Source organism: Sinomonas mesophila, from assembly GCF_001999765.1.
Classification (GTDB): domain Bacteria; phylum Actinomycetota; class Actinomycetes; order Actinomycetales; family Micrococcaceae; genus Sinomonas; species Sinomonas mesophila.
In genome coordinates this window covers 185281-209196 of record NZ_MTIC01000003.1, presented here as the reverse complement: position 1 = coordinate 209196, position 23916 = coordinate 185281, and the positions used below count along the sequence as shown (strand labels likewise).

Sequence of the window (23916 nt, the reverse complement as noted above, 5' to 3'; positions counted from 1 at the left end):
GGGGTGTCCTCAGGGTGCGGGCGAGTCGGAACGAGTCGAATCGAGGGCGCGTGCCACGGCGTCGACGATGCCCCGCGGGGTCGGCGTCGAGGCGGTGGCTGCGGCGGTGAGCCCGAGCGCGCGCAGCTCGGCGGCGGTCGGCTCGCCGATCGCGATGAGCGCGGTCGCGCCGAGGGGGCGCAGGACGGCGTGGATGCGCTGGGCCGCGCTCGGCGAGGCGGCGACGACGGCGTCGAGCCGTCCCGCGGCGAGCTCGCCGTTCGCCTCGTCCGGGCCGAGCACGACGGCGGGCGCGGCCTGCCCGGCAGGCTCGCCCGCGGCGAGCTCCGCCGTCAGGCGCAGGGCCTCGGCGGCCGGATAGTCGACGGTGCGGTACGCGACGACGGTCTCGACGGCGCAGCCGTGGGCGCGCAGGCCATCGGCCAGGGTGGGAGCGGCGAGGTCGCTCTGCGGCAGGAGCACGCGCGGTGCCGCTCCCCCGCTCCCGGTCCCGACGGCGTCGTCCGCCGGGCCGGCCCCCCAGAGCTCGACGAGGCCCTCGGCGGACTGCTTCCCCCCGGGGGCGAGGTCCACGCGGATCCCCTCGGCCTCGAGGACGCGGCGCGAGCTGGGCCCGATCGTCGCGACGCGGACGCCCTCGGGCACGAGCGAGGCCAGGTGCATGCCCTGGGCGGCCGCGAGCTCCTTGAGCGCGCGGACGGTCGTGATGCTCGAGACGACGAGCCAGTCGTAGCCGCCGCCGGCGAGGCGGGAGAGGGCTTGGGCAAGCGACGCCTGGTCGGGTGTCCGCTCGAAGTCGATGAGCGGCAGGAGCAGAGGCTCGGCCCCCGCCTCAGCGAGGGCGACGGCCATGGCCCCGGCCCGGTCGGGGCTGCGCGTGAGCAGCACCCGACGACCGGAGAGGTACCCGCCGCCGGGCGCGGCTGCAGCGGGCATCAGGCGCCCAGGTCCGCGAGGTCCGCGGCGCCCTCGGCGAGGAGGTCCTCCGCGAGCTCGATCCCGAGCAGGGTCGCCCCCACCTCCGTGAGCCCGTCCGTGGCCTTTGTCAGCCGCAGCGAGCGGGTGCCGTCGACGGAGCACACGACCGCGTCGAGGTGCAGCATCGAGCCCTTGCGCCGCGCGAGCGCCCCGACGGGCGCGGCGCAGCCGGCCTCGAGCCGCGCGAGGAGCGCGCGCTCTGCCGTCACGGCCAGGCGCGTGTCGGCGTCGTCGATCGCGGCGAGCGCCTGGGCGAGGACGCCCTCGCCCGAGGCGGGGGCGGTGGCGCCGGGCTCGCGCACCGGCGCGTCCTCGGTCCGGCACTCGACGGCGAGGGCTCCCTGCCCGGGTGCGGGGAGCATGACGTCGGGCTCGAAGTACTCGGTCACGACGTCCGTGCGGCCGAGCCGGGTCAGGCCCGCGGCGGCGAGGACGACGGCGTCGAGGTCGCCGGGCGCGTCCGGCGCGTTCCCGGGCAGGCCGGGGACGCGGCCGAGGCGCGTGTCGACGTTCCCGCGGATGTCGAGGACCTCGAGGTCCGGGCGCGCCGCGCGCAGCTGGGCGGCGCGGCGCGGCGACCCCGTGCCGACGCGGGCACCCGACGGCAGGTCGGCGAGTTTGAGCCCGTCGCGCGCGCACAGCACGTCCCGGGCGTCGGCGCGCGGCGGGATGGCCCCGATCGTGAGGCCGGGCTCGCCCGCCGTCGGGAGGTCCTTGAGCGAGTGCACCGCCACGTCGCAGCGGTCGGCAAGGAGTGCCTCCCGCAGGGCCGTCACGAACACACCGGTCCCGCCGAGCGACGCGAGGGATCCGGTCCTGACGTCGCCCTCGGTCTTGATCCGCACGAGTTCCGTCGCGAAGCCGCCGACGGCGGCGAGCGCGTCCGCCGTCTGCTGCGTCTGCGTCAGCGCGAGGGCGCTGCCGCGAGTGCCGATGCGCACGGCCATGGTCAGACCTCCGGGTAGGGGGAGTGGGCGGTGCCGACGGCGGAGCCCGCCTCCGCGATGACGGGCTTGGCGCCGCGGAAGTTCTCGCAGTCCCCGGCGGGGACGACGTCGTACCATGGGCCGAGGGCGGTCACGTGCGGACGCCCGGCGATGTGCTGGGCGCCGCGCCAGCCGTCCGGGAGCCGCTCGCAGAGCAGGTCCACGAGGCCTGCGACGAAGGCAGGATGGGTGCCCGGTGTCGGCACACGGACGGCCTCGATGCCAAGCCCCCGGCAGGTCTCGAGGGCCTCGGTGTCGAGGTCCCAGGCCACCTCCATGTGGTCGCTGACGAAGCCGAGGGGCACGATCACCGCACCCTTGACGCCCTCGCCGGCGGCCGCCTCGAGGTGGTCGTTGATGTCGGGCTCGAGCCAGGGCACATGCGGGGCGCCGGAGCGGGACTGGTAGACGAGGTCCCAGGCGATGCGGTCGGAGTCGCCGGCGACGGCCGCCATGACGGCGCGGGCGACGGCGAGGTGCTGGGCCACGTAGGCGGACCCGTCCTCGAACTCGCGCGGCTCGCCGTCGGCACGGCCTGCGGCCTCGGCGTCGCGGGTCGGGATGGAGTGCGTCGCGAACAGCACCAGGATCTCGGCGTCGCGGGAGCCGTCGGCGGCGCCCAGCGCCTCGCGGACGCGGGCGAGGCCGGCCGCGGTGCCCTCGACGAAGGGCTCCACGAAGCCCGGGTGGTCGAAGTACTGGCGGACCTTGTCCACCTGCAGCTTCCCGTCGAGCCCGGTCTCGGACAGGCCGAGGCCGATGTCCTCGCGGTACTGGCGGCAGCTCGAGTAGCACGTGTAGGCACTCGTGGAGAGCATGAGGACGCGGCGGTGGCCGGCGCCGTACATCTCCTCGAGCACCGCCGGCATGTAGGGCGCCCAGTTGCGGTTGCCCCAGTAGACGGGCAGCCCGATCCCGCGGGCGGCGAGCTCGGCCTCGAGCGCCGCCTTGAGGGCGCGGTTCTGGGCGTTGATGGGGCTCACGCCGCCGAAGGCACGGTAGTGGTGGCTGACCTCCTCGAGGCGCTCGTCCGGGATGCCGCGGCCGCGCGTGACGTTGCGCAGGAACGGGATCACGTCGTCCTGGCCCTCGGGGCCCCCGAAGGAGGCGAGCAGCACGGCGTCGTACTCGACGGGGGCGAGCCGGCCCGCCTCGGTGACGGGATTCGGGGACGTGCTCACGGCCAGGGGCGCGACCGCCCCGGGCACCTCGATGCCGGCGATGCTCACGCGAGCACCTCGGCGACCTCGGAGACGGAGATGCGGCGGCCCGTGTAGAAGGGGACCTCCTCGCGCACGTGGTTGCGCGCGTCGGAGTAGCGGAGGTGGCGCATCATGTCCACGAGGTCGGTCAGCTCGGGGGCCTCGAGCGCGAGGAGCCACTCCCAGTCGCCGAGCGCGAACGAGGAGACGGTGTTCGAGATGACCTGCGGGAAGTCCCGGCCCAGCATGCCGTGCTCGCGGAGCATGCGCGAGCGCTCGTCGGTGGGGAGCAGGTACCACTCGTAGGAGCGCACGAACGGGTAGACCGTGAGCCACGTGCTGGGCTCGACCCCGCGCGAGAAGGCGGGCGTGTGGTTCTTGGCGAACTCGGCCTCGCGGTGCACGCCCATCGCAGACCACGCGATCTCGGCGCCGGCGAAGAGGTCGCTGCGGCGGATGTCGCGCACGGCCTGCTGCAGGGCCTCGGGCTCGGCGCCGTGGAGCCAGACCATGACGTCCGCATCGGCGCGCATCGCCGAGACGTCGTAGGCGCCGCGCAGGGTCACGCCGCCCTCGGCGAGCCGCGCGACGAGGGCCTCGAACTCCGTCACCGCGCCGTCAGTCGGCGCGGGGGCGCCAGGGACCCGCTTAAACACAGTCCAGAGGGTGAAGAACTGCTGCGTCTCTGCAGCCTCCTCGCCCGTGGCTTTGGTGACAGATTCGACGGAAGTGTGGCTCATGGTTTCCAGTGTGCTCCTAACGCATCGGCAAATCGAATCCACAGAGTTCTACATGACGTAGAAGTGATCAAGGTCACGCGGGCGGTTCCCCGGACAGGGAGCCCGCGAGGGCAAGGGCCTGGGCGCGGGCGTCCGGGACGACGGCGGCGAGCCCGTTCCCCGAGGCCCACCCGCCCACGACGGCGAGTCCCGGCTGCTCGGCGACGAGCCGGCGGACGGCCGCAACCCGCTCCCGGTGCCCCACGGCGGCGAACGGCAGGGCGCCCTCCCAGCGCACGACGTCCCAGCCGAGGACCTGCTCGGGCAGGAGGGGGACGCCGAGGAGGACTGATGCGTCCCGCAGGCCCGCGGCGAAGAGCTCGTCGTCGGACTCGGGCTCGCCAGCGGGCAGCCCGGCGACGCCCGCGCGTCCGTAGGAGAGCCGCACGACGTGGGTCCCGGGCCCCGCCTCGTCCGCGAGCCACTGCCACTTCGAGGTCGCGTGCGTGAGCGCCTTGGCCTTCACGCCCGCGACCTGGGGGGCGACGAGGATGCCCGTTCCGCGCGGGCGGGCGTCGAGCGCGGGGCAGTCGAGGACGAGAGTCACGAGCTTGACCTCCGGCCCCGGAACGGGCTCGTGGCCCGCGAGCGCGGGCACGGCGTCCGAGAGGAGCTCGACGGCGGCCGGACCGCCGAGGGCCACGACGACGAGTTCGGCCTCGTAGTCGGCTGTCCGTGGTGGGGCACCCTCCGGCTCGCCCGGTGCGGGCTCGAGGGCCGCGCCCACGTGCCACCTGACGGTGCCGTCCTCCGCCGTGAGCCGGTCGAGGCGCTCGGCGCGGTGCCCCGCGAGCAGCCGCGCGCCGTCGTCCTCGAGCCGCGCCAGCAGGGCCGAGACCATCCGGTTCATGCCGCCGCGCAGGCCCGCAACGGCGGAGCCGGCCTTCGCACCGGCGCCGGCGCGGCGCTGGGCAGCGACCGCCGCGGCGAGGGAGCCCCGCTCCGCCATGAGCCGGCGCAGGCCGGGGGCGACCATGTCGACGTCGAGCAGTTCCGGGTCCGCAGAATGCACACCTCCGACCACGGGCGCGACGAGCCGCTCGAGGACGCGCCGGCCCATCCGCACACGCACGAGCTGGGCGACGCTCCGCTGCCCCCGGGGCTGCCCGACGGGGAGCAGCGCGTCGGCCGAGGCGCGCAGCGAGCCCCAGAAGCCGAGGGCGGAGCGCACCTCGCGGTTCCACGGGTTGGCGGGAATGCCGAGGACGCCTGTCTTGGGCAGTTCCTCCGGCCCCGTGGGCAGCAGGACCCAGGCGCCCGACGGGTGCGGCGCGACGATCTGGTCGGCGAGGCCCAGCTCGGCCAGGAGCGCGCCGACGGCGTCGGTGCGGGTCGCGAAGGACTCAGCGCCGCTGTCGAGGGTGAGGCCCCCGACCTCGTGCTCGCCGATGCACCCGCCCCAGCGCAGGCCCGCCTCGAGGACGGTCACGGCGAGGCCGGCGCGCCGCAGCTCGAGGGCCGCGACGAGGCCGGAGACGCCTCCCCCGACGACGACGGCGCGCGCCGCACCTCCGCCGTCCGGCACCGCCGCCGGCATGGCGGCCGGATCTCCGGCGATGGGTGCAGCCTGGGGGGACATCAGTGGGTGATCGAGTGGACGAGCTCCACCACGCGGGTCAGGATCTCCGGATCAGTCTCCGGGGGGACCCCGTGGCCGAGGTTGATGACGTGGCCAGGGGCGGACGCGCCCGCCCGCACGACCTCGCGCACGTGCGCCTCGAGCACGTTCCACGGGGCGGCGAGGAAGGCCGGGTCGATGTTGCCCTGGAGGACCACACGCCCGCCGAGGCGGCGGTTGGCCTCGTGCAGCGGGAGGCGGTAGTCGACGCCGACCACGTCGACGCCGACCTCGTACATCTGGCCGAGCAGCTCGGACGTTCCCGTGCCGAAGTGCACGAGCGGCGCCCCGAGGTCGCGGACGTAGTCGAGGGCCTTCGAGGAGAAGGGGGCGGCGAAGCGGCGGTAGTCCTCGAGGCCGAGGGAGCCGGCCCACGAGTCGAAGAGCTGGCCCGCGGATGCGCCGGCCTCGATCTGGGCGCGGAGGAAGCGGCCCGAGGCCTCGGCGGTCCATTCCATGAGCGCGGCCCACGTGCCCGGGTCGCCGTGCATCATCGTGCGCGGGCCGAGGTGGTCGCGGGAGGGCTTGCCCTCGACCATGTACGCCGCGACGGTGAACGGCGCCCCCGCGAAGCCGATGAGCGGCGTCGTGCCGAGCTCGGAGACGGTGAGGCGCACGGCCTCGCGGATGGGCTCGAGGGCGGAGTCCTCGAAGCGCGGGAGGGCAGCGACGTCCTCGGCCGAGCGAATCGGCCGCTCGAGGACGGGGCCGACGCCGGGGACGATCTCGACGCCGACGCCGGCGAGCTTGAGCGGGATGACGATGTCGGAGAAGAAGATGCCTGCGTCGACGTCGTGGCGGCGCACGGGCTGGAGCGTGATCTCTGCGGCGAGCTCGGGTCGGAGGCACGAGTCGAGCATGCCGACGCCCTCGCGGGCCTTGCGGTACTCCGGGAGCGAGCGGCCAGCCTGGCGCATGAACCACACCGGCTTCCTGCTGGGCCTCCCGCCGCGATATGCCGTAATGAGCGGCGACTGCGCCGTCCGTCCGTCCTTCAGGGGGTGGTCTGCGCTCAGGTTCATAGGGCGATTGTCTCAGAGGGCACCGACCCTCATGGCGACAGGCTGTCTCGTGGCTCGTTTTCTACACCCGGGCGAAAAGCTATGATGGTGGCGCTGTGGTTGTTTTCTCTCTGGTGGCGACACACGCCGACATCGATCTCGAGACCGTTGCGACGCTGAGCAACGGTGCTTCGGGCGTGGCCGGCGCAGCCACGTCCTCCCCCGCCTTGAGCGGCGCGGTCGTCCTCGCCACGTGCAACCGATACGAGATCTACGCCGAGGTGCCCAGCGCCGAGGACGTCGACGCCGCGCGCTCCGCCATCGTGGGCGAGATCAGCGCACGCAGCGGGCTGCCCGAGCAGACCGTCTCCGGCGCCTTCGCCGTCAACGGGGGCCGCGACGTCGCGCGCCACCTGTTCGCGGTGAGCTCGGGGCTCGATTCCGCCGTCGTGGGCGAGCGCGAGATCGCCGGCCAGGTGCGCCGCGCCCTCATCTCGGCCCAGCAGGAGGGCACCGCGAGCCCCTCCCTCGTGCGGCTGTTCCAGACCGCCTCGAAGACCGCCAAGGACGTCGGCGCGCAGACCGCCCTGGGCAGCCGCGGCCTCTCGATCGTCTCCGTCGCCCTCGACCTCGCGGAGGACCTCGCCGAGGTGCGCGCCTGGGCGGACAAGAAGGCCGTCCTGTTCGGCACCGGCGCCTACGCGGGGGCCACGATGGCCCTCCTCCGCGAACGCGGCTGCCATGACGTCGGCGTGTTCTCGTCCTCGGGCCGTGCGGAGGAGTTCGCCGCGGCGCGCGGCGCGCGGGCCATCGCGGACGAGGAGCTGCCGGGAGCGATTGCCGAGGCGGACGTCCTGATCGGCTGCAGCGGCTCCGACGCGGCGATGGAAGCCGTCGAGCTCGCAGCGATCCGGGAGGACTCCGCCCAGCAGCTCATCGTGATCGACCTCGCACTCACCCACGACTTCGACCCGGCGGTCGGCACGCTCGACGGCGTCGAGCTCATCACCCTCGAGTCGGTGCGTCTCGCGGCGCCCCAGGAGCAGGCCGAGGCCCTCGCCCAGGCCAGCGCGATCGTGACCGCGGCAGCCGAGGACTTCGAGTCGCAGCGCCAGGCGCGCCAGGCCGACGCCGCGATCGTCGCCCTGCGGAAGCACACGATGGCGGTTCTCGACGCCGAGATCGAGAAGGTCCGCGCCCGCCACGGCTGCACCGCGGCAGCCGAGGAGGTGGAGTTCGCCATGCGCCGCATGGTCAAGCAGCTCCTCCACACGCCCACGGTGCGCGCTCGCCAGCTCGCGTCCGAGGGCCGCGAGGACGAGTACCTCGCCGCGCTCGACGCGCTCTACGGCATCTCGGTCGAGGTGCCCCGCATGCTCCCGCCGACGCCCGGCCCCGGCGCTCCCCCGCCGTCCCCCACGGACGCAGACTGCCCCGTCACGCACACGCGCGCGGGCTGACGTTCGACGCGGGCTGACGTTCGACGGCGCGTGCCCGCCGTCGCCCCCGCCGCGCCGAGCCGTTTTCCCCGCCCGGAGCACGTCTCTGCCCTCGGGCTTCGCTCAGTACACCGGCTTGGCCGGCTCGACGTCCCGCACCCAGGCGAGGACCCCGCCGTCGAGATGCCGCACATCGGTGTAGCCGGCCTCGAGGGCCGCACGGAGGACCGCGGCCGAGCGGGCGCCGCTCTTGCAGTGGAACACGACCTCGCGGTCCCGCGGCACCTCGGACCACGCATCCCCGGAGAGCAGCCGGCCCTGCGGGATGAGCCGCGCGCCCGGGATCCCGACGATCGAGGCCTCGCCCGGCTCGCGCACGTCGATGAGCTCGAAGTCCCGCAGGCCCGCCTCGCGCGCGGCGAGCATCGTGGCCAGCTGGGCCGCGCTCACGGTCCGGTCGGTCCCGGGGGTCCCGGCCGGGGCGATGCCGCAGAACGCCTCATAGTCCACGAGTTCGGTGATCGGCTCGGCGTCCGGGTCCTTCGCGACCGTCAGCTCGCGCCACGTCGCGGTGAGGGCGTCGTAGAGCTGGACGCGGCCGAGCAGGGTCCGGCCCACGCCCGTGATGAGCTTGACCGCCTCGGTGACCATGGAGGCGCCGATCGCAGCGCACAGCATGCCGTACACCCCGCCCTCGCCGCACGAGGGCACGGATCCCGCCGGCGGCGCCTCGGGGTACAGGTCGCGGTAGGTAGGTCCGTGCTCGGCCCAGAAGACGCTCACCTGGCCGTCGAAGCGGAAAATGGAGCCCCAGACGTAGGGCTTGCCGAGGATGGCCGCGGCGTCGTTGACCAGGTAGCGGGTGGCGAAGTTGTCCGTTCCGTCGAGGATCAGGTCGTAGTCGGCGAAGATCTGCAGGGCGTTGCCGGAGTCGAGGTAGACCTCGTGGAGCCTGACCTCGACGAGCGGGTTGAGCCCGAGGATCGCGTCGCGGGCGGACTCGGCCTTGGGTCGGCCGACGTCGGCGACGCCGTGGATCACCTGCCGCTGGAGGTTGCTGAGCTCGACGGCGTCGTCCTCGACGATCCCGATGGTGCCCACGCCCGCGGCGGCGAGGTAGAGGAGGGCGGGCGAGCCGAGGCCGCCCGCGCCGACGACGAGGACCTTGGCGTTCTTGAGCCGTCGCTGCCCCTCGTTGCCGATCTCGGGGATGATCACGTGCCGCGAGTAGCGCTGGAGCTCCTCGGGCGTGAGGGAGTCCGCGGGCTCGACGAGCGGCGGCAGGGCAGAGCGAACCTGAATGGCCATAGATCCAATCTAGGCCTCCCGGGGAGGAGGCCGCGACACGGGCTGCCGCCACGTGACCGCCGGGTAGAGTAGGACTACCGTTCGAGCAAGGTTCCACATGCCCGAACCGCCAGAGAGGTATCAGCAGTGAGCACCGAACCCCAAGCGGCTACCGCACGCTCCCCACGGCTCCCCCGGGACGAGCGGAGGGCCCAGCTGCTCTCCGCAGCGCTCGAGGTCTTCGCCTCCAACGGCTACCACGGTGCGGCCATGGACGAGATCGCCGAGGCGGCGCACGTGAGCAAGCCCGTGCTGTACCAGCACTTCCCGTCCAAGCGGGACCTGTACCTCGCCCTCCTCGACAGCCATCTCGCGTCGCTGTCGGACCTCATGAAGAAGGCCCTCGGCTCCACGACGGACAACCGCGAGCGCGTGCGGGCCGTGATCCGGGCCTACTACGAGTTCATCGCCGCCGACGACCAGGCCCACCGGCTCGTCTTCCAGTCGGACCTCCTCAACGACACCGACGTCGCCTCGCGCCTCGAGACCTTCAACCGCGGCTTCTCGGAGGCGATCGCCGAGGTCATCGCCTCCGACACGAAGCTGCCCATGGTCGAGGCCCAGCTCCTCGGCCGTGGCCTCGCGGGCATGGCGCAGGTGAGCGCGCGCCACTGGCTCGAGACGTCGACCTCGCTGGACATCGACGTTGCCGCGGACCTCGTCTCGCGGCTCGCGTGGCGCGGCATCTCGCGCTTCCCCAAAGAGGCATAAGGTACAAAGGGAGTCGGCCCGCGTGAGGGCCCGCGCGTCATCGAAGCAAGGAGTCTGCCTGTGGAAATCAAGATCGGCATCCAGAACGTCGGCCGCGAGATCGTCCTCGAGTCCGCCCGCGACGCGGACGAGGTCGCCAAGCTGGTCGCGGAGGCGATCGGCAGCGGCAAGGAGCTCCGCCTCGACGACGAGAAGGGCCGTCAGGTGATCGTCCCGGCCAGTGTCCTCGCCTACGTCGAGCTCGGCGCCCAAGAGCCGCGGCGCGTGGGCTTCGGCGCTCTCTGAGGCGAGGCGGACTGTGGAGACCGTCTGGTCCCTCGTCATCGACGTGATCGTCGCGGCGGCCGCCGGCTTCGCGGTCTGGGCCTCGGACCGCCGCCACGGCAAGTACGGAATCATGCTCCCGGTCGCGGTCGCCGTCACAGCGGCGTGTGTTGTCTGGATCGTGCTTGTGGGTCTCGGGACCGGCTACACGACAGGCCTGACGTGGATGCCGTGGGTCCTGCCCATGCTGGTGTCGATCGCCGCGCCTGTCGCCGTGGCAGCCGTCCTCGTCCGTCGCCGCACGAAGGCCGACACGGACCGGCTCACGGAGATCCTCAAGCGGTAGGCCTAGACCTCGGGCAGCTTCTCCGGCTGGGCGACGGCGTCGAGCGCGGCGGCGCGGAGCATGCAGCGGTGGGCGGCCTCGATATCCTTCGCCGTGATCCGCCCGCCCGCGTCGTGCGTGCTGAAGCGCAGGATCACCCGGTTGTACCGCCAGTCCAGGTCGGGGTGGTGGCCGAGCTCCTCGGCGACCTCCCCGACCGCGGCGATGAACGTCAGGGCGGCCGCCGAGCTCGGCAGCCTGTAGACCGTGGCGATGCCGCCGCCAGCGTGGAGCCAACCGGGCAGCTGCCCGAGTTCCCTCTCGACCTGCTCGTCGCTGAGCACTTCCATGCTGACGAGGGTAGGCCGCGGGCGCCGCGGCGTCACGGGGCCGCGCGGAACTCAGCGTGGGTCTGCGTCAGAGGAACTCCGCCCGGCCCTCCATGGGACTCGAGGCGAGCGCGTGGTCGCGCCGCGGGATCCGCCCGGCGCGGGACGCGAGGCGCCCCGCCTGGACCGCGTACCGGAAGGCCGAGGCCATGCGCACCGGGTCCTGCGCGCGCGTGACCGCGGTGGCCAGGAGCACGGCGTCGCAGCCGAGCTCCATCGCGAGGGCCGCGTCCGAGGCGGTGCCGATGCCGGCGTCGAGCACGACGGGGACGCCCGCCCGGGCGACGATGAGCTCGATGTTGTGCGGGTTGAGGATCCCGAGGCCCGTCCCGATGGGCGCGCCGAGCGGCATGACGGCGACGGCGCCGAGCTGCTCGAGCCGGCGGGCCAGGACGGGGTCGTCGTTCGTGTAGGCGAAGACCTTGAACCCACGGCCCACGAGCTGCTCGGTCGCGTCGGCGAGCTCGATCGGGTCCGGCAGGAGCGTCGTCTCGTCGGCGATGACCTCGAGCTTGACCCAGTCCGTCTCGAGGGCCTCGCGCGCGAGCTCGGCCGTGAGCACGGCATCGCGCGCGGTGAAGCACCCGGCCGTGTTCGGAAGGACGCGGATGCCCCGGTCCACGAGGAGCTGGAAGAGCGAGCCCTGCTCTGCCGGCGAATAGCGGCGCATCGCGACGGTCGTGAGCTCGGTCCCGGACGCCTCGAGGGCCAGCCCGAGCCCGTCGAGGCTCGGCGCCCCGCCCGTGCCCATGATGAGCCGCGAGCCGAGCGTGACGCCGTCGACGGTGAACGGGTCCTCGCCGGCTTCGGCGAGCCCGAGGGCGGGCGCGTGGGTCGTGTCCTGGGTCATGTCAGCCTCCCTGCATCGCTGTGACAAGTTCGATGGCGTCGCCCGCCGCGAGCGGCGTCGCCGCCCAGCTGCCGCGGGGCACGACGTCGGCGTTGAGGGCGACGGCGACGCCAAGCCGCCCGCCGTCGGCGGGCCTGCCGTCGCTGCCGATGGCCCGTCCCGTGGTCTCCGCCACGAGGGCGAGGACGGTCGCCGGCTGCGGGAGTTCCCGTGGCTGGCCGTTCACTGTGATCGCTCTCGTCATGTCGCTTGCCTTACGTTCGCGGCCGCCGCCTCGGCGGCCGGTGGCCTCTCGGCCGTGGCCCCCGCGAGCGCGGGGATGCCTCTGTGCCCGAACCGGCTCGGACTGAACACGTCCCAGCGCGGGTCGGTGCGCCCCTCGAGCAGCCCCGCGCACACGTGCGCCGCGCCGGGGGTGAGCAGCACGCCGTGCCGGAAGAAGCCCGTGGCGATGATGAGGCCCGGCACGTGCGCTTCGCCGTCGTGCTCCCTGTCCCCCGCGGCGCGGACCCGCCCCAGGAGCGGCGCATTGTCCGGCGTCCCGGGGCGGGCGCGCGCCGTCGTCTCGCACAGCTCAAGCTCGGCGACGGCGGGCACGAGCGCCTGGGCGTCGCGCAGCAGCTCGTAGACGCCGCCGGCCGAGACGCCTTCCGAGCCGTCCTCCCGCTGCGTCGCACCGATCACGACCGTCCCGTCGGCGCGGGGAACGATGTACACGGGGCGCCCGCGGACGAGGCCGCGGACGGTCGCGCTCACGAGGGGGCGCAGGGGTCCGGGCACGCGCAGCCGGAGGATGTCGCCGTACACGGGACGCAGCGGCAGCTCGACAGGGAGGCCGCGGAGCTCCCGCGCGCCGAGGCCGTTGGCGACGACGGTCTCCGCCGCACGCAGCTCGCGCCCGTCCTCGAGCCGCACACCGACGACGGCGGGGCCGTCCCACACGAGCGACGCGGCACGGGAGCGCACGAACGCGCCCTCGCCGAGGCGGCCGCACAGGGCTGCGACGAGCCGGCGCGGGTCGACCTGGTGGTCCGCCGCGATCTCGAAGGCGCCCGCGAGCGCCGGGGCCAGGAGTGGCTCGCGCCGACGGGCCTCCCGCACCGAGAGCGGCTCGACGGCGAGCCCGTGCTCCCCCTGGACGGCCCGCAGGTCCGCGAAGGCCTGCCGGTCGGCGGCGTCGCCCGCGACACACAGGGTGGGGGTCCGCAGGTAGCCACAGTCGCCGCCGACGCCCGCGGCGAACTCGGGCCACGCGGACGCCGAGGCGAGCATGAGCCCGAGGAGCTCCTCCTCCTGATAGTGGTACTCGCTCACGGCAGCGAGCATGCCGGCCGCGGCAAAGCTCGCCCCGCTGCCGGGCGCGGGATCGACGACGGCGACGCGCCGCCCCGTCCGGGCGGCCTCCCACGCGATGCCGAGGCCGATCACGCCCGCGCCGACGACGAGGACGTCGGTGCTGTCCATAGTTCCTTCCCTCCGCCGGCATGACCCGGATCAGGTGTGGCGGTCGGCGCTTGCCCTCTCAGCCCGCCGCACGGTGACCTCTGGTCACACTCGCGGGCTCCCGCAGTACTGGGCACTAGTCTAGGTCCCATGCTCCTGACCGACGCCCAGCTTTACGTGTGCACCGACGCCCGGACCGACCGCGGCGACTTCGAGGACTTCCTCGACGCCGCCTTCTCGGGCGGCGTGGACATCATCCAGCTGCGCGACAAGGGCCTCGAGGCGGCACGGGAGCTCGAGCTCCTCGAGGTGCTCCGCGCCGTGGCCGAGCGGCACGGGAAGCTGTGGGCGGTGAACGACCGCGCCGACGTCGCGGCGCTCTCGGGTGCCCCCGTGTTCCACATCGGCCAGAAGGACCTCCCGCTCCCTGCCGTGCGGCGCATCGTGGTCGGCCCTGTGGCGGTGGGGCTCTCGACGCACACCGCGGACCAGGTCGACGCCGCGATCGACGCAGGAAGCACGAGGGGCACAGCGGGCGCCGCCGCCGACAACGGCTCCCTCGACTATTTCTGCACCGGCCCGCTGTGGGCCACGCCGACCAAGCCCGGCCGCGCCGCTGTGGGTCTCGGCCTCGTCGAGCACGCGGCCCGGCGCACGCGCGAGGCGCTCGACGCTGGGCAGGCGCCCCTGCCGTGGTTCGCTATCGGCGGCATCGACCACGGCAACGTCGCCGAGGTGGTCGACGCCGGGGCGAGCCGAGTCGTCGTCGTGCGGGCCATCACCGATGCCGACGATCCGGCCGACGCCGCCGCCCGCCTGCGCGCGCAGCTGCCTGGTCTCCCCGTGCCTCCTGTGCTCCCCGCGCGCGCATGACCGTCGTCGCCTACCAGGGCGAGCCCGGCGCGAACTCCCACATGGCCGCGCTCGAGGCGTTCCCGGGCGCCGAGACGCTCGCGTGCGCGACCTTCGAGGACGCCTTCGCGGCCGTCACCTCGGGTCAGGCGCAGCTGGCCATGATCCCGATCGACAACACGGTCGCGGGCCGCGTCGCGGACATCCACCTCCTCCTGCCGGACACGAGCCTGCAGATCATCGGCGAGCACTTCCTGCGGATCCGCTTCAGCGTCATGGGCGTCCCCGGCGCGACCCTCGAGGGCGCGCGCGAGGTGCACAGCCACGTCCACGCGCTGGCCCAGTGCCGCGGGTTCATCCGCGCCCACGGGCTCACGCCCGTCGTCGCGGGGGACACGGCCGGCTCGGCCCGCGAGGTGGCCGAGTGGGGCGACCCGACGCGGCTCTCGATCGCCCCGCCGCTCGCCGCCGAGCGGTACGGGCTCACAGTCCTGGCCTCGGACATCGAGGACCAGAAGCACAACACGACCCGGTTCGTGGTCCTCGCCCCACCGCGCGAGTACCCGCAGGCGGGCACCGAGTCCTTCGTGACGAGCTTCGTGTTCCGGGTGCGGAACCTCCCGGCGGCGCTGTACAAGGCCCTCGGCGGCTTCGCCACGAACGGGGTCAACATGACCCGGCTCGAGAGCTACATGGTCGAGGGGAAGTTCGCGGCCACGATGTTCATGGTCGACGTCGAGGGCCACCCGGACGAGCCGCCGCTCGCCCGCGCCCTCGAGGAGCTCGCGTTCTTCTCGACGGAGGTCCGCATCCTCGGCGTCTTCCCGGCGCATCCCCGCCGCTTCGGGGTGCAGGGCTGAGCCGACGGGGCTAGGCTGGCGCCGTGCCGCACCATCACGTGACGCCGAAGGTGTCCGAGGCCGCCCCTGAGGGTCCCCGGGCCCTCCTCGAGGCGGCCTTCGCGGCGATGCGTGCCGAGTTCGGGCTCGAGGACGGCTATCCGGAGGCCGCCGTCGCCGACGCAGAGCGGGCCATCGCCGCTCTCGAGCTCCCGAAGGCCGACCTGACCGGCATCGGGTTCGTCACCATCGACCCGCCGACGTCGACGGACCTCGACCAGGCCCTGCACATCGAGCGCGACGGCGGGGGCTACCGCGTGCGGTACGCCATCGCCGACGTCCCCGCGTTCGTCGAGCCCGGCACGGCACTCGACGCCGAGACCCGCCGCCGCGGCCAGACCATCTACGCCGCGGACGGCAAGGTCCCGCTGCATCCGGCCCAGATCAGCGACTCCGCGGGGAGCCTCCTCGCCGACCAGGTGCGCAGCGCGTTTGTGTGGGACTTCCGCCTTGCCCCCGACGGCGAGGTGGCCGGCGTCGGCCTCGAGCGCGCCCGGGTGCGGAGCCGGGCGAAGCTCTCCTACGCGCGGGCGCAGGAGCAGATCGACGCGGGCACCGCCGTCGAGACCCTCGTGCTCCTGAGGGAGGTCGGCCTCCTGCGCATCCGGCTCGAGGCGGCCCGCGGCGGGGCGAGCCTGAACCTGCCCGACCAGGAGATCATCACTGCGGATGGCGGCTACGGGATCGAGGCGTCCCCGTCCCGGCCCGTCGAGGACTGGAACGCGCAGATCTCGCTCATGACCGGCATGGCGGCGGCCCAACTCATGCTCGCGGGCGGCACCGGGATCCTGCGCACGATGCCGGAGCCCGACGAGCGCTCCCTGCGGCACTTCCGCCGCCAGACGAGCGCCCTCGGGAAGCCGTGGGACGACGACGTGCCCTACGGCCAATACCTGCGCACGCTCGACGCCTCGGACCCCCGCCAGCTCGCCATCCTGCACGCGGCGGGGGCGCTCTTCCGGGGCGCCGGCTACACGCCGTTCGACGGCTTGCCGCCCGCCGCGACCGCCCAGGCCGCGATCGGCGCCCCCTATGCGCACACGACCGCTCCCCTGCGCCGCCTCGTGGACCGGTTCGTCCTCGTCATCTGCCACGCGCACGCGAACGGGCACGAGGTTCCGGGCTGGGCTCGCGCGGCCCTGCCGGAGCTGCCGGCCATCATGGCGGCCTCGGACCAGCTCGCGGGACGGGTCGAGCGCGCATCGCTGGACCTCGTCGAGGCGGCGCTGCTGGTCAACCGCGTGGGCCAGGAGTTCGACGCCGTCGTTGTCTCCGGCTCGATACCTGCCGACGAGGAGGAGGACGGCGGCGGGCGCGACGGCGCGCCGGACGGCGAACCGGTGACCGGCACGCGCGGCGCCCGGCGGCCGCAGCAGGAGTCGCCCCTCGACCGGATCGCGAGCTCGCAGAACGGGGCGGGCTCAGAAGGGACAGCCGAGAAGCCCTCCGGGGCACGCCCGCGCCCGTTCGGGACGATCCAGCTGGCCGAGCCGCCGGTCACCGCGCGCTGCGACGGCGACATGGTGTCTGGGACCACGGTCAGGGTCCGGCTCGTCGAGGCGGACGTCATGGCGCGAAGGATCCTCTTCGAGCGGGCCTGACCCTGCGCCCAGGCCGCAGTGGGATCGTGTCGTGCGCCACGATTCCAGCGTTGTGCGGCCCTCGCGGTATCCTTGAAGGGTTACTGGATGCCCGGTCGTACTGCCGCGATCTGCTTTCTCCCTGCCGGCCCTGACGGCCGGCGCTCGACAAGCCCGCGATCGGCTTCCACTGGACGGCCGGCGCGCGCACCTGCTCCGGACGCCCTGACCGGCCCCAGAGGCCGGCGGCGTCCGTCGACGCATGAACCCGCTCGGGCCCAGATGGAGAAGGACCCTACTCCTTGAACGAAGTGCACACCCACGAGCTCCTGACCGACGACACCGGGACGGAGACCCTCGAGACCGAAGAGACCATCACCAATGACGCGCCCGTGCGCCAGGAGAGCCAGAAGACGTTCTCCGACTACGGCGTCGTCCCCGAGATCGCCCAGTCCCTCGCGGACGCGGGGATCCTCCACCCCTTCCCGATCCAGTCGATGACGCTCGGCGTCGCGCTCGGCGGGCACGACATCATCGGCCAGGCCAAGACCGGCACCGGCAAGACCCTCGGCTTCGGCATCCCCGCGCTCCAGCGCACGATCCCCGCGGACCACCCGGACTACGCGAAGCTGCCCGTCCCGGGCGCCCCCCAGGCGCTCGTCGTCGTCCCGACGCGCGAACTCGCGATCCAGGTGAGCAAGGACCTCGGGACGGCGAGCCGCCGCACGAGCCTGCGCGTCGAGGTCATCTACGGCGGCCGCGCCTACGAGCCGCAGATCGAGGCCCTGAAGACCGGCGTCGACGTCGTCGTGGGCACGCCGGGGCGCCTCATCGACCTCCACCGACAGCGCCACCTGAACCTGAAGAACGTGCGCATCATCGTCCTCGACGAGGCCGACGAGATGCTCGACCTCGGCTTCCTCCCGGACGTCGAGACGCTCATGGGGGCGATCCCGGCGGTGCGCCAGACGCTCCTGTTCTCCGCGACCATGCCGGGCCCCGTCGTCGCGATGGCCCGCCGGTACATGTCGCAGCCGACGCACATCCGCGCCGCGGACCCGAACGACGACGCGGTGACCAAGAAGGACATCCGCCAGGTCATCTACCGTGCGCACCAGCTCGACAAGGACGAGGTCGTGGCCCGCATCCTCCAGTCCGAGGGCCGGGGCCGCACGATCATCTTCACGAAGACCAAGCGCACGGCCGCGAAGCTCTCCGAGGAGCTCGTCGACCGCGGCTTCGCCGCCGCGGCCCTCCACGGGGACCTCGGCCAGGGCGCGCGCGAGCAGGCGCTGCGCGCGTTCCGCAACAACAAGGTCGACGTGCTCGTCGCGACGGACGTCGCCGCCCGCGGCATCGACGTCGAGGACGTCACCCACGTCATCAACTTCCAGTGCCCCGAGGACGAGAAGGCCTACCTGCACCGCGTAGGCCGCACGGGCCGCGCGGGCAACAAGGGCACGGCCGTGACGTTCGTCGACTGGGAGGACGTCCCCCGCTGGGGCCTCATCAACAAGGCCCTCGGCCTCGACGTCTCCGAGCCGGTCGAGACGTACTCCTCGTCCCCGCACCTCTACACCGACCTCAGCATCCCCGCCGGCACGAAGGGCCGCCTCCCCCGCGACAAGAGGGTCCTCGAGGGCGTTGACGCCGAGGTGCTCGAGGATCTCGGCGAGCCGGGCCGCAAGAAGGGCGGCCGCTCCAGGCGAGGCGAGGGCCGCGGCGAGAAGCCGCGCGAGGAGAAGGCCGGCGAGGGCCGTGAGGGCCGCCGCCGCCGCGGCGGGCGGGCCGAGAGCACGTCCGACGCCGCTGCTGCCGCCAGCCCCGCGGCCGAGCCCGCCGAGGGCGCGGGCAAGTCCGGCCACGGCCACGGCCGCGCCGACCGCCAGGCCCACAGCGAGACGAGCGGCGAGGGCCGCCGCCGTCGCCGCCGCGGCGGGTCCTCCGCCGGGGGCACCGAGCAGGGCGGCGAGGGCACCGGCAGCCGGGCCTCGGGCGGCCGGGCCGCTGAGGACGGCGCGTCGGCCTCCGGGTCGCAGGCCGGCCCGGCCCGCCGGACCTCCCCCGCCGCGGCCGTGCAGCTCTCGGCCGTGGGGGACGGCACTCCGGTGGACCGCGGCGTCGCCGCCGCGCGCCGTCGTCGTTCACGGACCCGCCGTGTCAACGGCGAGGTGGTCAGCCGCGTCGAGGCCGAGTAGCTCCGGGCGTGGCCAGCCAGCCTCTCGAGGGGGCCCGGACGAGCGCACCGAGCGCCGGCCGGGCCCCTGGGCTGTGGTCCCCGGCGGGGCCGGACCTCGTGGTGCACGCGGACAACGCCGAATTCCTGCCGACCCTCCCTGACCGCGCGTTCACGATGGTCTACATCGATCCGCCGTTCAACACCGGCCGCGCCCAGCGTCGGCAGGAGATCACGACCGTGCGCAGCGCCGAGGGCGACAGGATCGGGTTCTCGGGCCAGCGCTACGAGACGATCAAGGGTGCCCTGCACCGCTACGACGACGCGTTCAGCGACTACTGGGCGTTCCTCGAGCCGCGGCTCATCGAGGCGTGGCGTCTCCTCGCCGAGGACGGGACGCTGTACCTGCACCTCGACTACCGCGAGGTGCACTACGCCAAGGTCATGCTCGATGCGATCTTCGGCCGCGACTGCTTCCTCAACGAGATCGTCTGGGCGTATGACTACGGGGCCAGGGCGCGCCGCCGCTGGCCCACCAAGCACGACAACATCCTCGTCTACGTCAAGGACCCCGAGCGGTACCACTTCGACAGCGACGAGGTGGACCGCGAGCCCTACATGGCCCCCGGCCTCGTCACGGCCGAGAAGCGCGAGCGCGGCAAGCTGCCCACCGACGTCTGGTGGCACACGATCGTCTCGCCCACCGGGCGGGAGAAGACGGGCTATCCCACGCAGAAGCCCGAGGGGCTCGTGCGGCGCATGGTGGCCGCGTCGAGCCGCCCGGGCGACTGGGTGCTGGACTTCTTCGCCGGCTCCGGCACGCTGGGCGCGGTGGCCCAGCGGCTCGGGCGCCGGTTCGTGTGCGTGGACGAGAACCCGCAGGCTGTCGAGGTCATGGCCGGCAGGCTCCCGTCCGCGCGCGTGGTCAGGGGCTGATCACGGACAGCCGTGGCCGAGCTGGATCCCCTTGGTGGTCTGGCGGGCGTCCGTGCCCGAGGACTGGCAGAAACCCTGGACGTGGAGCGCGTACGCATAGTCGGGGCCGAGCGGATCTTCCGCCGCGTTGTTGCTGAAGTTGCCCCCGCTGCCCGGCAGGCCGGGCACGGTGCCGGGCGGCAGGAAGACCCAGATCCCCCACTGCTCGACGAAGCCCCAGTTGCCGTCGAAGTGGACATTGGACTGGATGTCCGGGATGAACACCCACTCGGTGCCCGTATAGTCCGGGCGGCTCGCGTTAGTACAGTCGAGCGCGTGCGCGGTCGTCGGGATGAGCGTCAGGGCCGCGACGACGCCGAGGGTCGCCAAAGTCTTCCTGAACATTGGGGGCTCCGTCTCTGTATGGCGTTGAGACCGATTCTGCTGTGGCGCGGGGCGCCGTCCCCAGTACCGCCAGAGTACGCGGCGGTTCTCGGGGCGGGTCAAGCATCCGTGCAAAGAATGCCGTACCGGCGGCGCGGAGCCGTTCTCTCGCGGCTCAGCCGCGCACGACGGCGGCGCCGCGCCCCTGGCGCTCGATCTCGCCGAAGACGTCGGGCGTCGTGAGGTTCTCGCCGAGCCGGTTGGGCTTGCCCGCCCCGTGGTAGTCCGAGGAACCCGTCACGAGGAGCCCGTGCTCGCGCGCGAGGCCGAGCAGGAAGGGGCGGCGGTCCGCGGGGTTGTCCCGGTGGTAGACCTCGAGGCCCGCGAGCCCGGCGTCGATCATCTCGAGGTACACGTCCTCGCCGACCGTCCGGCCCCGGGAGGAGGCGACGGGGTGGGCGAAGACGGGGACGCCGCCGGCCTCGCGGATGAGCGCGACGGCGAGGGCCGGCTCGGGGGCATAGTGCTGCACGAAGTAGCGCGAGCGCGAGGACAGGATCGTCGCGAAGGCCTCGGTACGGTCTCCGACGAGGCCCGCGGCGACGAGGGCGTCGGCGATGTGCGGCCGCCCCACCGTGGCTCCGGGCGCGACGTGCTGCGTGACGTCGTCCCACGAGAGCGGGTAGTCCTCGGAGAGGAGCGAGACCATGTGCTCGGCGCGGGACAGACGGGCGTCCTTGGCCTTCGTGATCTCCTCGAGCAGCCCGGGGTGCCGGGGGTCGTGGAGGTAGCTGAGGACGTGGACGCTGATCCCCTCGGGCGTGCGGCACGAGACCTCCATGCCCGGCACGAGCGTGATTCCGTGCCTGCGCGCCGACTCGGACGCCTCGTCCCAGCCCGCAGTCGAGTCGTGGTCCGTGATCGCGAGGACGTCCAGGCCCGCCTCGGCCGCGGCGGCCAGAAGCTCCGCGGGCGTCTCCGTCCCGTCGGAGACGCGCGTATGGGCATGCAGATCGATCCTCACGCCCCCACGATAGCGCCGGGCTGGACATCGTCGGAGCCGGTGGAACAATGGCACGGTGACTGTTTCAGATCCCGCCGAGGAGTTCACGGAAGCCACCCCTGGGTCCCAGCCGCTCGAGGAGCGCGCCACGAACCGGTCGCAGCGGCCGTCGTCGGATGCGTTCAAGGCGTTCATGGCCTCGCACTGGGCGCCCGCGGACACGACGCTCCCGCCGCGCGACGCCGTCGCGGACCACGCCGCCCGGCGCCGCCGTGCCATCTCCGAGCGCTTCCCCGGCGAGCGGCTCATCGTCCCCGCCGGTCCGCTCAAGGTCCGCTCGAACGACACGGACTACCGCTTCCGCCCACACTCGGCCTTCGCGCACCTCACGGGCCTTGGCCTCGACCATGAGCCCGACGCCGTGCTCGTCCTCGAGCCTGCCGACGCCGGCACGGGCGACGACGGCGGGCAGCACACCGCGACGCTCTACTTCCGCCCGCTCGCCGGCCGCGACTCCGCGCAGTTCTACGCCGATCCCCGCTCGGGCGAGTTCTGGGTCGGCGCCCGCCCGACGCTAGCCGAGCTCGAGGCCCGCCTCGGCCTGCCGACGGCGCACATCGACGGGCTCGAGGTCGCCGTGACGAAGGGCGTGGGCGCGACCGAGATCGGCGGGATCTCGGTCCGGCTCGTGCGCAAGGTCGACGAGAACCTCGACGCGCTCGTGGACACGGCCCGGTACAACACGGCGCAGGATCCGGAGTCACTCGACCTGAGCGTCTACGACGCGCTCGACGACCAACTCGCCGAGGCCCTGTCCGAGCTGCGCCTCGTCAAGGACGAGTGGGAGGTCGAGCAGCTGCGCACCGCCGTCGCGGCGACGGCCAAGGGCTTCGAGGAGATCGTCCGTGCCCTCCCCCGCGCCGTCGCACACCGCCGGGGCGAGCGCGTGGTCGAGGCGGCGTTCTTCGCCAAGGCCCGCGAGGAGGGCAACGACCTCGGGTACGACACGATCGCCGCGTCCGGGAACAACGCCACGGTGCTGCACTGGATCCGCAACAGCGGCGCGGTCCACGAGGGGGAGCTCCTCCTCGTCGACGCGGGCGTCGAGGCCGAGTCCCTCTACACCGCGGACGTCACGCGCACGCTCCCGGTGAGCGGGACCTTCTCGGAGGTCCAGCGGCGGATCTACCGGGCCGTGCTCGACGCCGCCGACGCGGCCTTCGCCGCCGCGCGCCCGGGAGCTAAGTTCCGACAGGTCCACGCTGCCGCGATGGAGGTCCTCGCGGCGCGGCTCGAGGAGTGGGGTCTGCTCCCGGTCCCCGCGTCCGAGGCGCTCTCGGAAGAGGGCCAGCAGCATCGCCGGTGGATGCCCCATGGCACGAGCCACCACCTCGGCCTCGACGTGCACGACTGTGCGCAGGCCCGCCGCGAGCTCTACCTCGACGGCGAGCTCGCCCCCGGCATGGTGTTCACGATCGAGCCCGGGCTGTACTTCAAGGCCGAGGATCTCGCGATCCCCGAGGAGTATCGGGGCATCGGCGTGCGCATCGAGGACGACGTCCTCATGACGGAGGACGGCCCGGTCAACCTCAGCGCTGCCCTGCCCCGCACGCCTGAGGACGTCGAGGCCTGGATGGCGTCCCTGCGCTAACGGCCCCGGCCCCATCCTCAAACGCCGCATCGCAACATGCCGAAAAGATCTCCGGATTCCAGCGTGTTGCGATGCGGCGTTTGGTGTGGTCGGCGGGGTCAGGCGCCCCGGTGCGTGTCGTCGTCGTGCTTGTGCTCCGCCGCCTGCCCCGGGCCCTGCTCGGGCGCGTGTGTCGCCTCCTCGTGCGGCGCGTGCTCCTGCTCGCGGGCGCGAGCCTGCTGGGCGGGCTCGACGCGCACCCCGTACTGCGGGCGTCCGTCGGGCAGGTCCGGGTAGCGGCTGCCCGAAGCGTGTGCGGGCGGCGCCGGCGGCGCGCCCTCAGGCTGTCCGGGCACGTGCTCCTCGCCCGCGGTGACCCCGTACGGGTCGGACCACCCCGCGGGGCGCTTGGGCTCGGGCTCCTGCGGATGCCACGGCTCGGCCTGGCCATGCCCCTGGTCTGCGGTGCCCTGCCCGGGCTGGCCGTAGCCCGACTGGCCCCAGCCCTGGCCGTAGCCGGACTGGCCGTAGCCGGACTGGCCATATCCCGACGGGCTGTGGCCCCAGCCCTGCCCCGCGCTGCCCTGGCCGATCGGCAGCTGGGACAGGAGGCGCCGCGCGTCGTGCGCGACCTCGTGGCCCACGACGACGTCGTAGCTGCTGGCCACGACCTGGCTCGTCGAGGTGAAGTCGCGCTTGCCTCGCTGCATGGCGTACGTGACGATGCCGAAGAGCATGAAGAACGCCGCGCCCATGAGCACGGAGGTGATGATCGAGAAGTAGCTGCCGTTCGGCGTGAAGAAGGAGAGCAGCACGCCCACGAACAGGCCGAACCACATGCCGCTCAGAGCACCGTTGAGGGCCACGCGCGGATAGCTCAGCCGTCCCGTGACCCGCTCGACGAGCTTGAGGTCGTTCCCGACGATCGCGACGAGCTCGACCGGGAATTGCTGGTCAGCCAGGTAGTCCACGGCCTTCTGCGCATCGAGGTATGAGATGTAGGACCCGACCGTCTCCCCTTGCGGGAGGGACCGGGCCTCATCGAGAGGCTTCGAAGAACCGAACATGTTGGACATGCCACTATTCTTACCCGCGAGCCTGTGTGCGGCGCCGGTTTCAGCTCAGAGTGAGCAGAACTCCGGCGC

The 23916-nt window shown here is 73.3% G+C and carries 24 protein-coding genes; 10 read left to right on the top strand and 14 right to left on the bottom strand.

Annotation, left to right across the window (positions count from 1 at the left end; all coding sequences use genetic code 11):
- Nucleotides 1–9: 9 nt before the first annotated feature.
- The 6 genes from BV907_RS12345 to hemE form a co-directional block, all read right to left on the bottom strand.
- A complete protein-coding gene (locus tag BV907_RS12345; protein ID WP_077490018.1) occupies nt 10–936 on the bottom strand; it encodes a uroporphyrinogen-III synthase in 927 nt (308 codons plus the stop codon).
- Nucleotides 936–1925: a hydroxymethylbilane synthase gene (gene hemC / locus BV907_RS12340; RefSeq protein ID WP_077490017.1), complete on the bottom strand. Its 990-nt coding sequence runs from the start codon at nt 1923–1925 to the stop codon at nt 936–938. The genes BV907_RS12345 and hemC overlap by 1 nt, the downstream gene beginning before the upstream one ends.
- 2 nt (nt 1926–1927) lie before the next feature.
- Complete coding sequence (locus BV907_RS12335; protein WP_425441640.1) at nt 1928–3187, bottom strand: ferrochelatase; 1260 nt, start codon at nt 3185–3187, stop codon at nt 1928–1930.
- Nucleotides 3188–3189: 2 nt separating this feature from the next.
- Nucleotides 3190–3906, bottom strand: coding sequence for a hydrogen peroxide-dependent heme synthase (gene hemQ, locus BV907_RS12330; RefSeq protein ID WP_077490016.1), 717 nt, complete (start codon nt 3904–3906; stop codon nt 3190–3192).
- Between the two features lie 73 nt (nt 3907–3979).
- Complete coding sequence (gene hemG, locus BV907_RS12325; RefSeq protein WP_077490227.1) at nt 3980–5482, bottom strand: protoporphyrinogen oxidase; 1503 nt, start codon at nt 5480–5482, stop codon at nt 3980–3982.
- A gap of 41 nt (nt 5483–5523) precedes the next feature.
- On the bottom strand, nt 5524–6585 hold the full coding sequence (gene hemE, locus BV907_RS12320) for a uroporphyrinogen decarboxylase (RefSeq protein ID WP_077490015.1): 1062 nt from the start codon (nt 6583–6585) through the stop codon (nt 5524–5526).
- 95 nt (nt 6586–6680) lie between these two features.
- Here hemE and BV907_RS12315 point away from each other — a divergent pair, with 95 nt between their 5' ends.
- The gene (locus tag BV907_RS12315; RefSeq protein WP_077490014.1) at nt 6681–8024 is read left to right on the top strand and encodes a glutamyl-tRNA reductase; all 1344 of its coding nucleotides are present in this window, start codon (nt 6681–6683) and stop codon (nt 8022–8024) included.
- Between the two features lie 102 nt (nt 8025–8126).
- On the opposite strand, the gene moeB is transcribed toward BV907_RS12315, so the two are convergent.
- Nucleotides 8127–9311 carry a molybdopterin-synthase adenylyltransferase MoeB gene (gene moeB / locus BV907_RS12310; protein ID WP_077490013.1) on the bottom strand — a complete coding sequence of 395 codons (1185 nt, stop codon included), beginning with the start codon at nt 9309–9311 and terminating at the stop codon, nt 8127–8129.
- 126 nt (nt 9312–9437) lie between these two features.
- Between moeB and BV907_RS12305 the strand changes: the two genes are divergently transcribed.
- The 3 genes from BV907_RS12305 to BV907_RS12295 are packed head-to-tail and all read left to right on the top strand — an operon-like array spanning nt 9438 to nt 10671.
- Complete coding sequence (locus BV907_RS12305; RefSeq protein ID WP_077490012.1) at nt 9438–10061, top strand: TetR/AcrR family transcriptional regulator; 624 nt, start codon at nt 9438–9440, stop codon at nt 10059–10061.
- 60 nt (nt 10062–10121) lie between these two features.
- The gene (locus BV907_RS12300; RefSeq protein ID WP_077490011.1) at nt 10122–10346 is read left to right on the top strand and encodes a DUF3107 domain-containing protein; all 225 of its coding nucleotides are present in this window, start codon (nt 10122–10124) and stop codon (nt 10344–10346) included.
- A gap of 13 nt (nt 10347–10359) precedes the next feature.
- On the top strand, nt 10360–10671 hold the full coding sequence (locus tag BV907_RS12295) for a hypothetical protein (RefSeq protein ID WP_077490010.1): 312 nt from the start codon (nt 10360–10362) through the stop codon (nt 10669–10671).
- A gap of 2 nt (nt 10672–10673) precedes the next feature.
- On the opposite strand, the gene BV907_RS12290 is transcribed toward BV907_RS12295, so the two are convergent.
- The 4 genes from BV907_RS12290 to thiO all read right to left on the bottom strand — a co-directional run bounded on the left by BV907_RS12290 (nt 10674) and on the right by thiO (nt 13353).
- Nucleotides 10674–11000 (bottom strand): 4a-hydroxytetrahydrobiopterin dehydratase, encoded by a 327-nt coding sequence (locus BV907_RS12290; protein WP_077490009.1) that lies wholly within the window; start codon nt 10998–11000, stop codon nt 10674–10676.
- Nucleotides 11001–11067: 67 nt separating this feature from the next.
- The gene (locus BV907_RS12285) at nt 11068–11889 is read right to left on the bottom strand and encodes a thiazole synthase (protein WP_077490008.1); all 822 of its coding nucleotides are present in this window, start codon (nt 11887–11889) and stop codon (nt 11068–11070) included.
- A 1-nt stretch (nt 11890) separates the two neighbouring features.
- Nucleotides 11891–12133, bottom strand: a complete 243-nt coding sequence (gene thiS / locus BV907_RS12280) for a sulfur carrier protein ThiS (RefSeq protein WP_077490007.1) — start codon at nt 12131–12133, stop codon at nt 11891–11893.
- A complete protein-coding gene (gene thiO, locus BV907_RS12275) occupies nt 12130–13353 on the bottom strand; it encodes a glycine oxidase ThiO (protein WP_077490006.1) in 1224 nt (407 codons plus the stop codon). Before thiO ends, thiS begins: the two co-directional genes overlap by 4 nt.
- 129 nt (nt 13354–13482) lie before the next feature.
- Between thiO and thiE the strand changes: the two genes are divergently transcribed.
- From thiE to BV907_RS12250, 5 genes are all read left to right on the top strand, one after another.
- Complete coding sequence (gene thiE / locus BV907_RS12270) at nt 13483–14205, top strand: thiamine phosphate synthase (protein ID WP_077490005.1); 723 nt, start codon at nt 13483–13485, stop codon at nt 14203–14205.
- Nucleotides 14202–15044, top strand: a complete 843-nt coding sequence (locus BV907_RS12265; RefSeq protein WP_077490004.1) for a prephenate dehydratase — start codon at nt 14202–14204, stop codon at nt 15042–15044. The genes thiE and BV907_RS12265 overlap by 4 nt, the downstream gene beginning before the upstream one ends.
- A gap of 23 nt (nt 15045–15067) precedes the next feature.
- On the top strand, nt 15068–16684 hold the full coding sequence (locus BV907_RS12260) for an RNB domain-containing ribonuclease (protein ID WP_425441634.1): 1617 nt from the start codon (nt 15068–15070) through the stop codon (nt 16682–16684).
- 281 nt (nt 16685–16965) lie between these two features.
- Nucleotides 16966–18861 (top strand): DEAD/DEAH box helicase, encoded by a 1896-nt coding sequence (locus tag BV907_RS12255; protein WP_077490003.1) that lies wholly within the window; start codon nt 16966–16968, stop codon nt 18859–18861.
- Nucleotides 18862–18932: 71 nt separating this feature from the next.
- A complete protein-coding gene (locus BV907_RS12250) occupies nt 18933–19775 on the top strand; it encodes a DNA-methyltransferase (RefSeq protein ID WP_077490225.1) in 843 nt (280 codons plus the stop codon).
- Here the strand turns inward: BV907_RS12250 and BV907_RS12245 are convergent, their stop codons facing one another.
- Together BV907_RS12245 and BV907_RS12240 are read right to left on the bottom strand one after the other, a co-directional pair.
- Nucleotides 19776–20159 (bottom strand): hypothetical protein, encoded by a 384-nt coding sequence (locus BV907_RS12245; RefSeq protein ID WP_139346753.1) that lies wholly within the window; start codon nt 20157–20159, stop codon nt 19776–19778.
- 154 nt (nt 20160–20313) lie between these two features.
- Entirely contained in the window at nt 20314–21162 is an 849-nt protein-coding gene (locus tag BV907_RS12240) for a PHP domain-containing protein (protein ID WP_077490001.1), read from the bottom strand.
- A gap of 55 nt (nt 21163–21217) precedes the next feature.
- Between BV907_RS12240 and BV907_RS12235 the strand changes: the two genes are divergently transcribed.
- Complete coding sequence (locus BV907_RS12235; RefSeq protein ID WP_139346752.1) at nt 21218–22792, top strand: aminopeptidase P family protein; 1575 nt, start codon at nt 21218–21220, stop codon at nt 22790–22792.
- A gap of 98 nt (nt 22793–22890) precedes the next feature.
- Here BV907_RS12235 and BV907_RS12230 read toward each other — a convergent pair whose 3' ends face one another.
- Complete coding sequence (locus BV907_RS12230; RefSeq protein WP_077490000.1) at nt 22891–23847, bottom strand: YflT domain-containing protein; 957 nt, start codon at nt 23845–23847, stop codon at nt 22891–22893.
- Nucleotides 23848–23916: the final 69 nt, after the last annotated feature.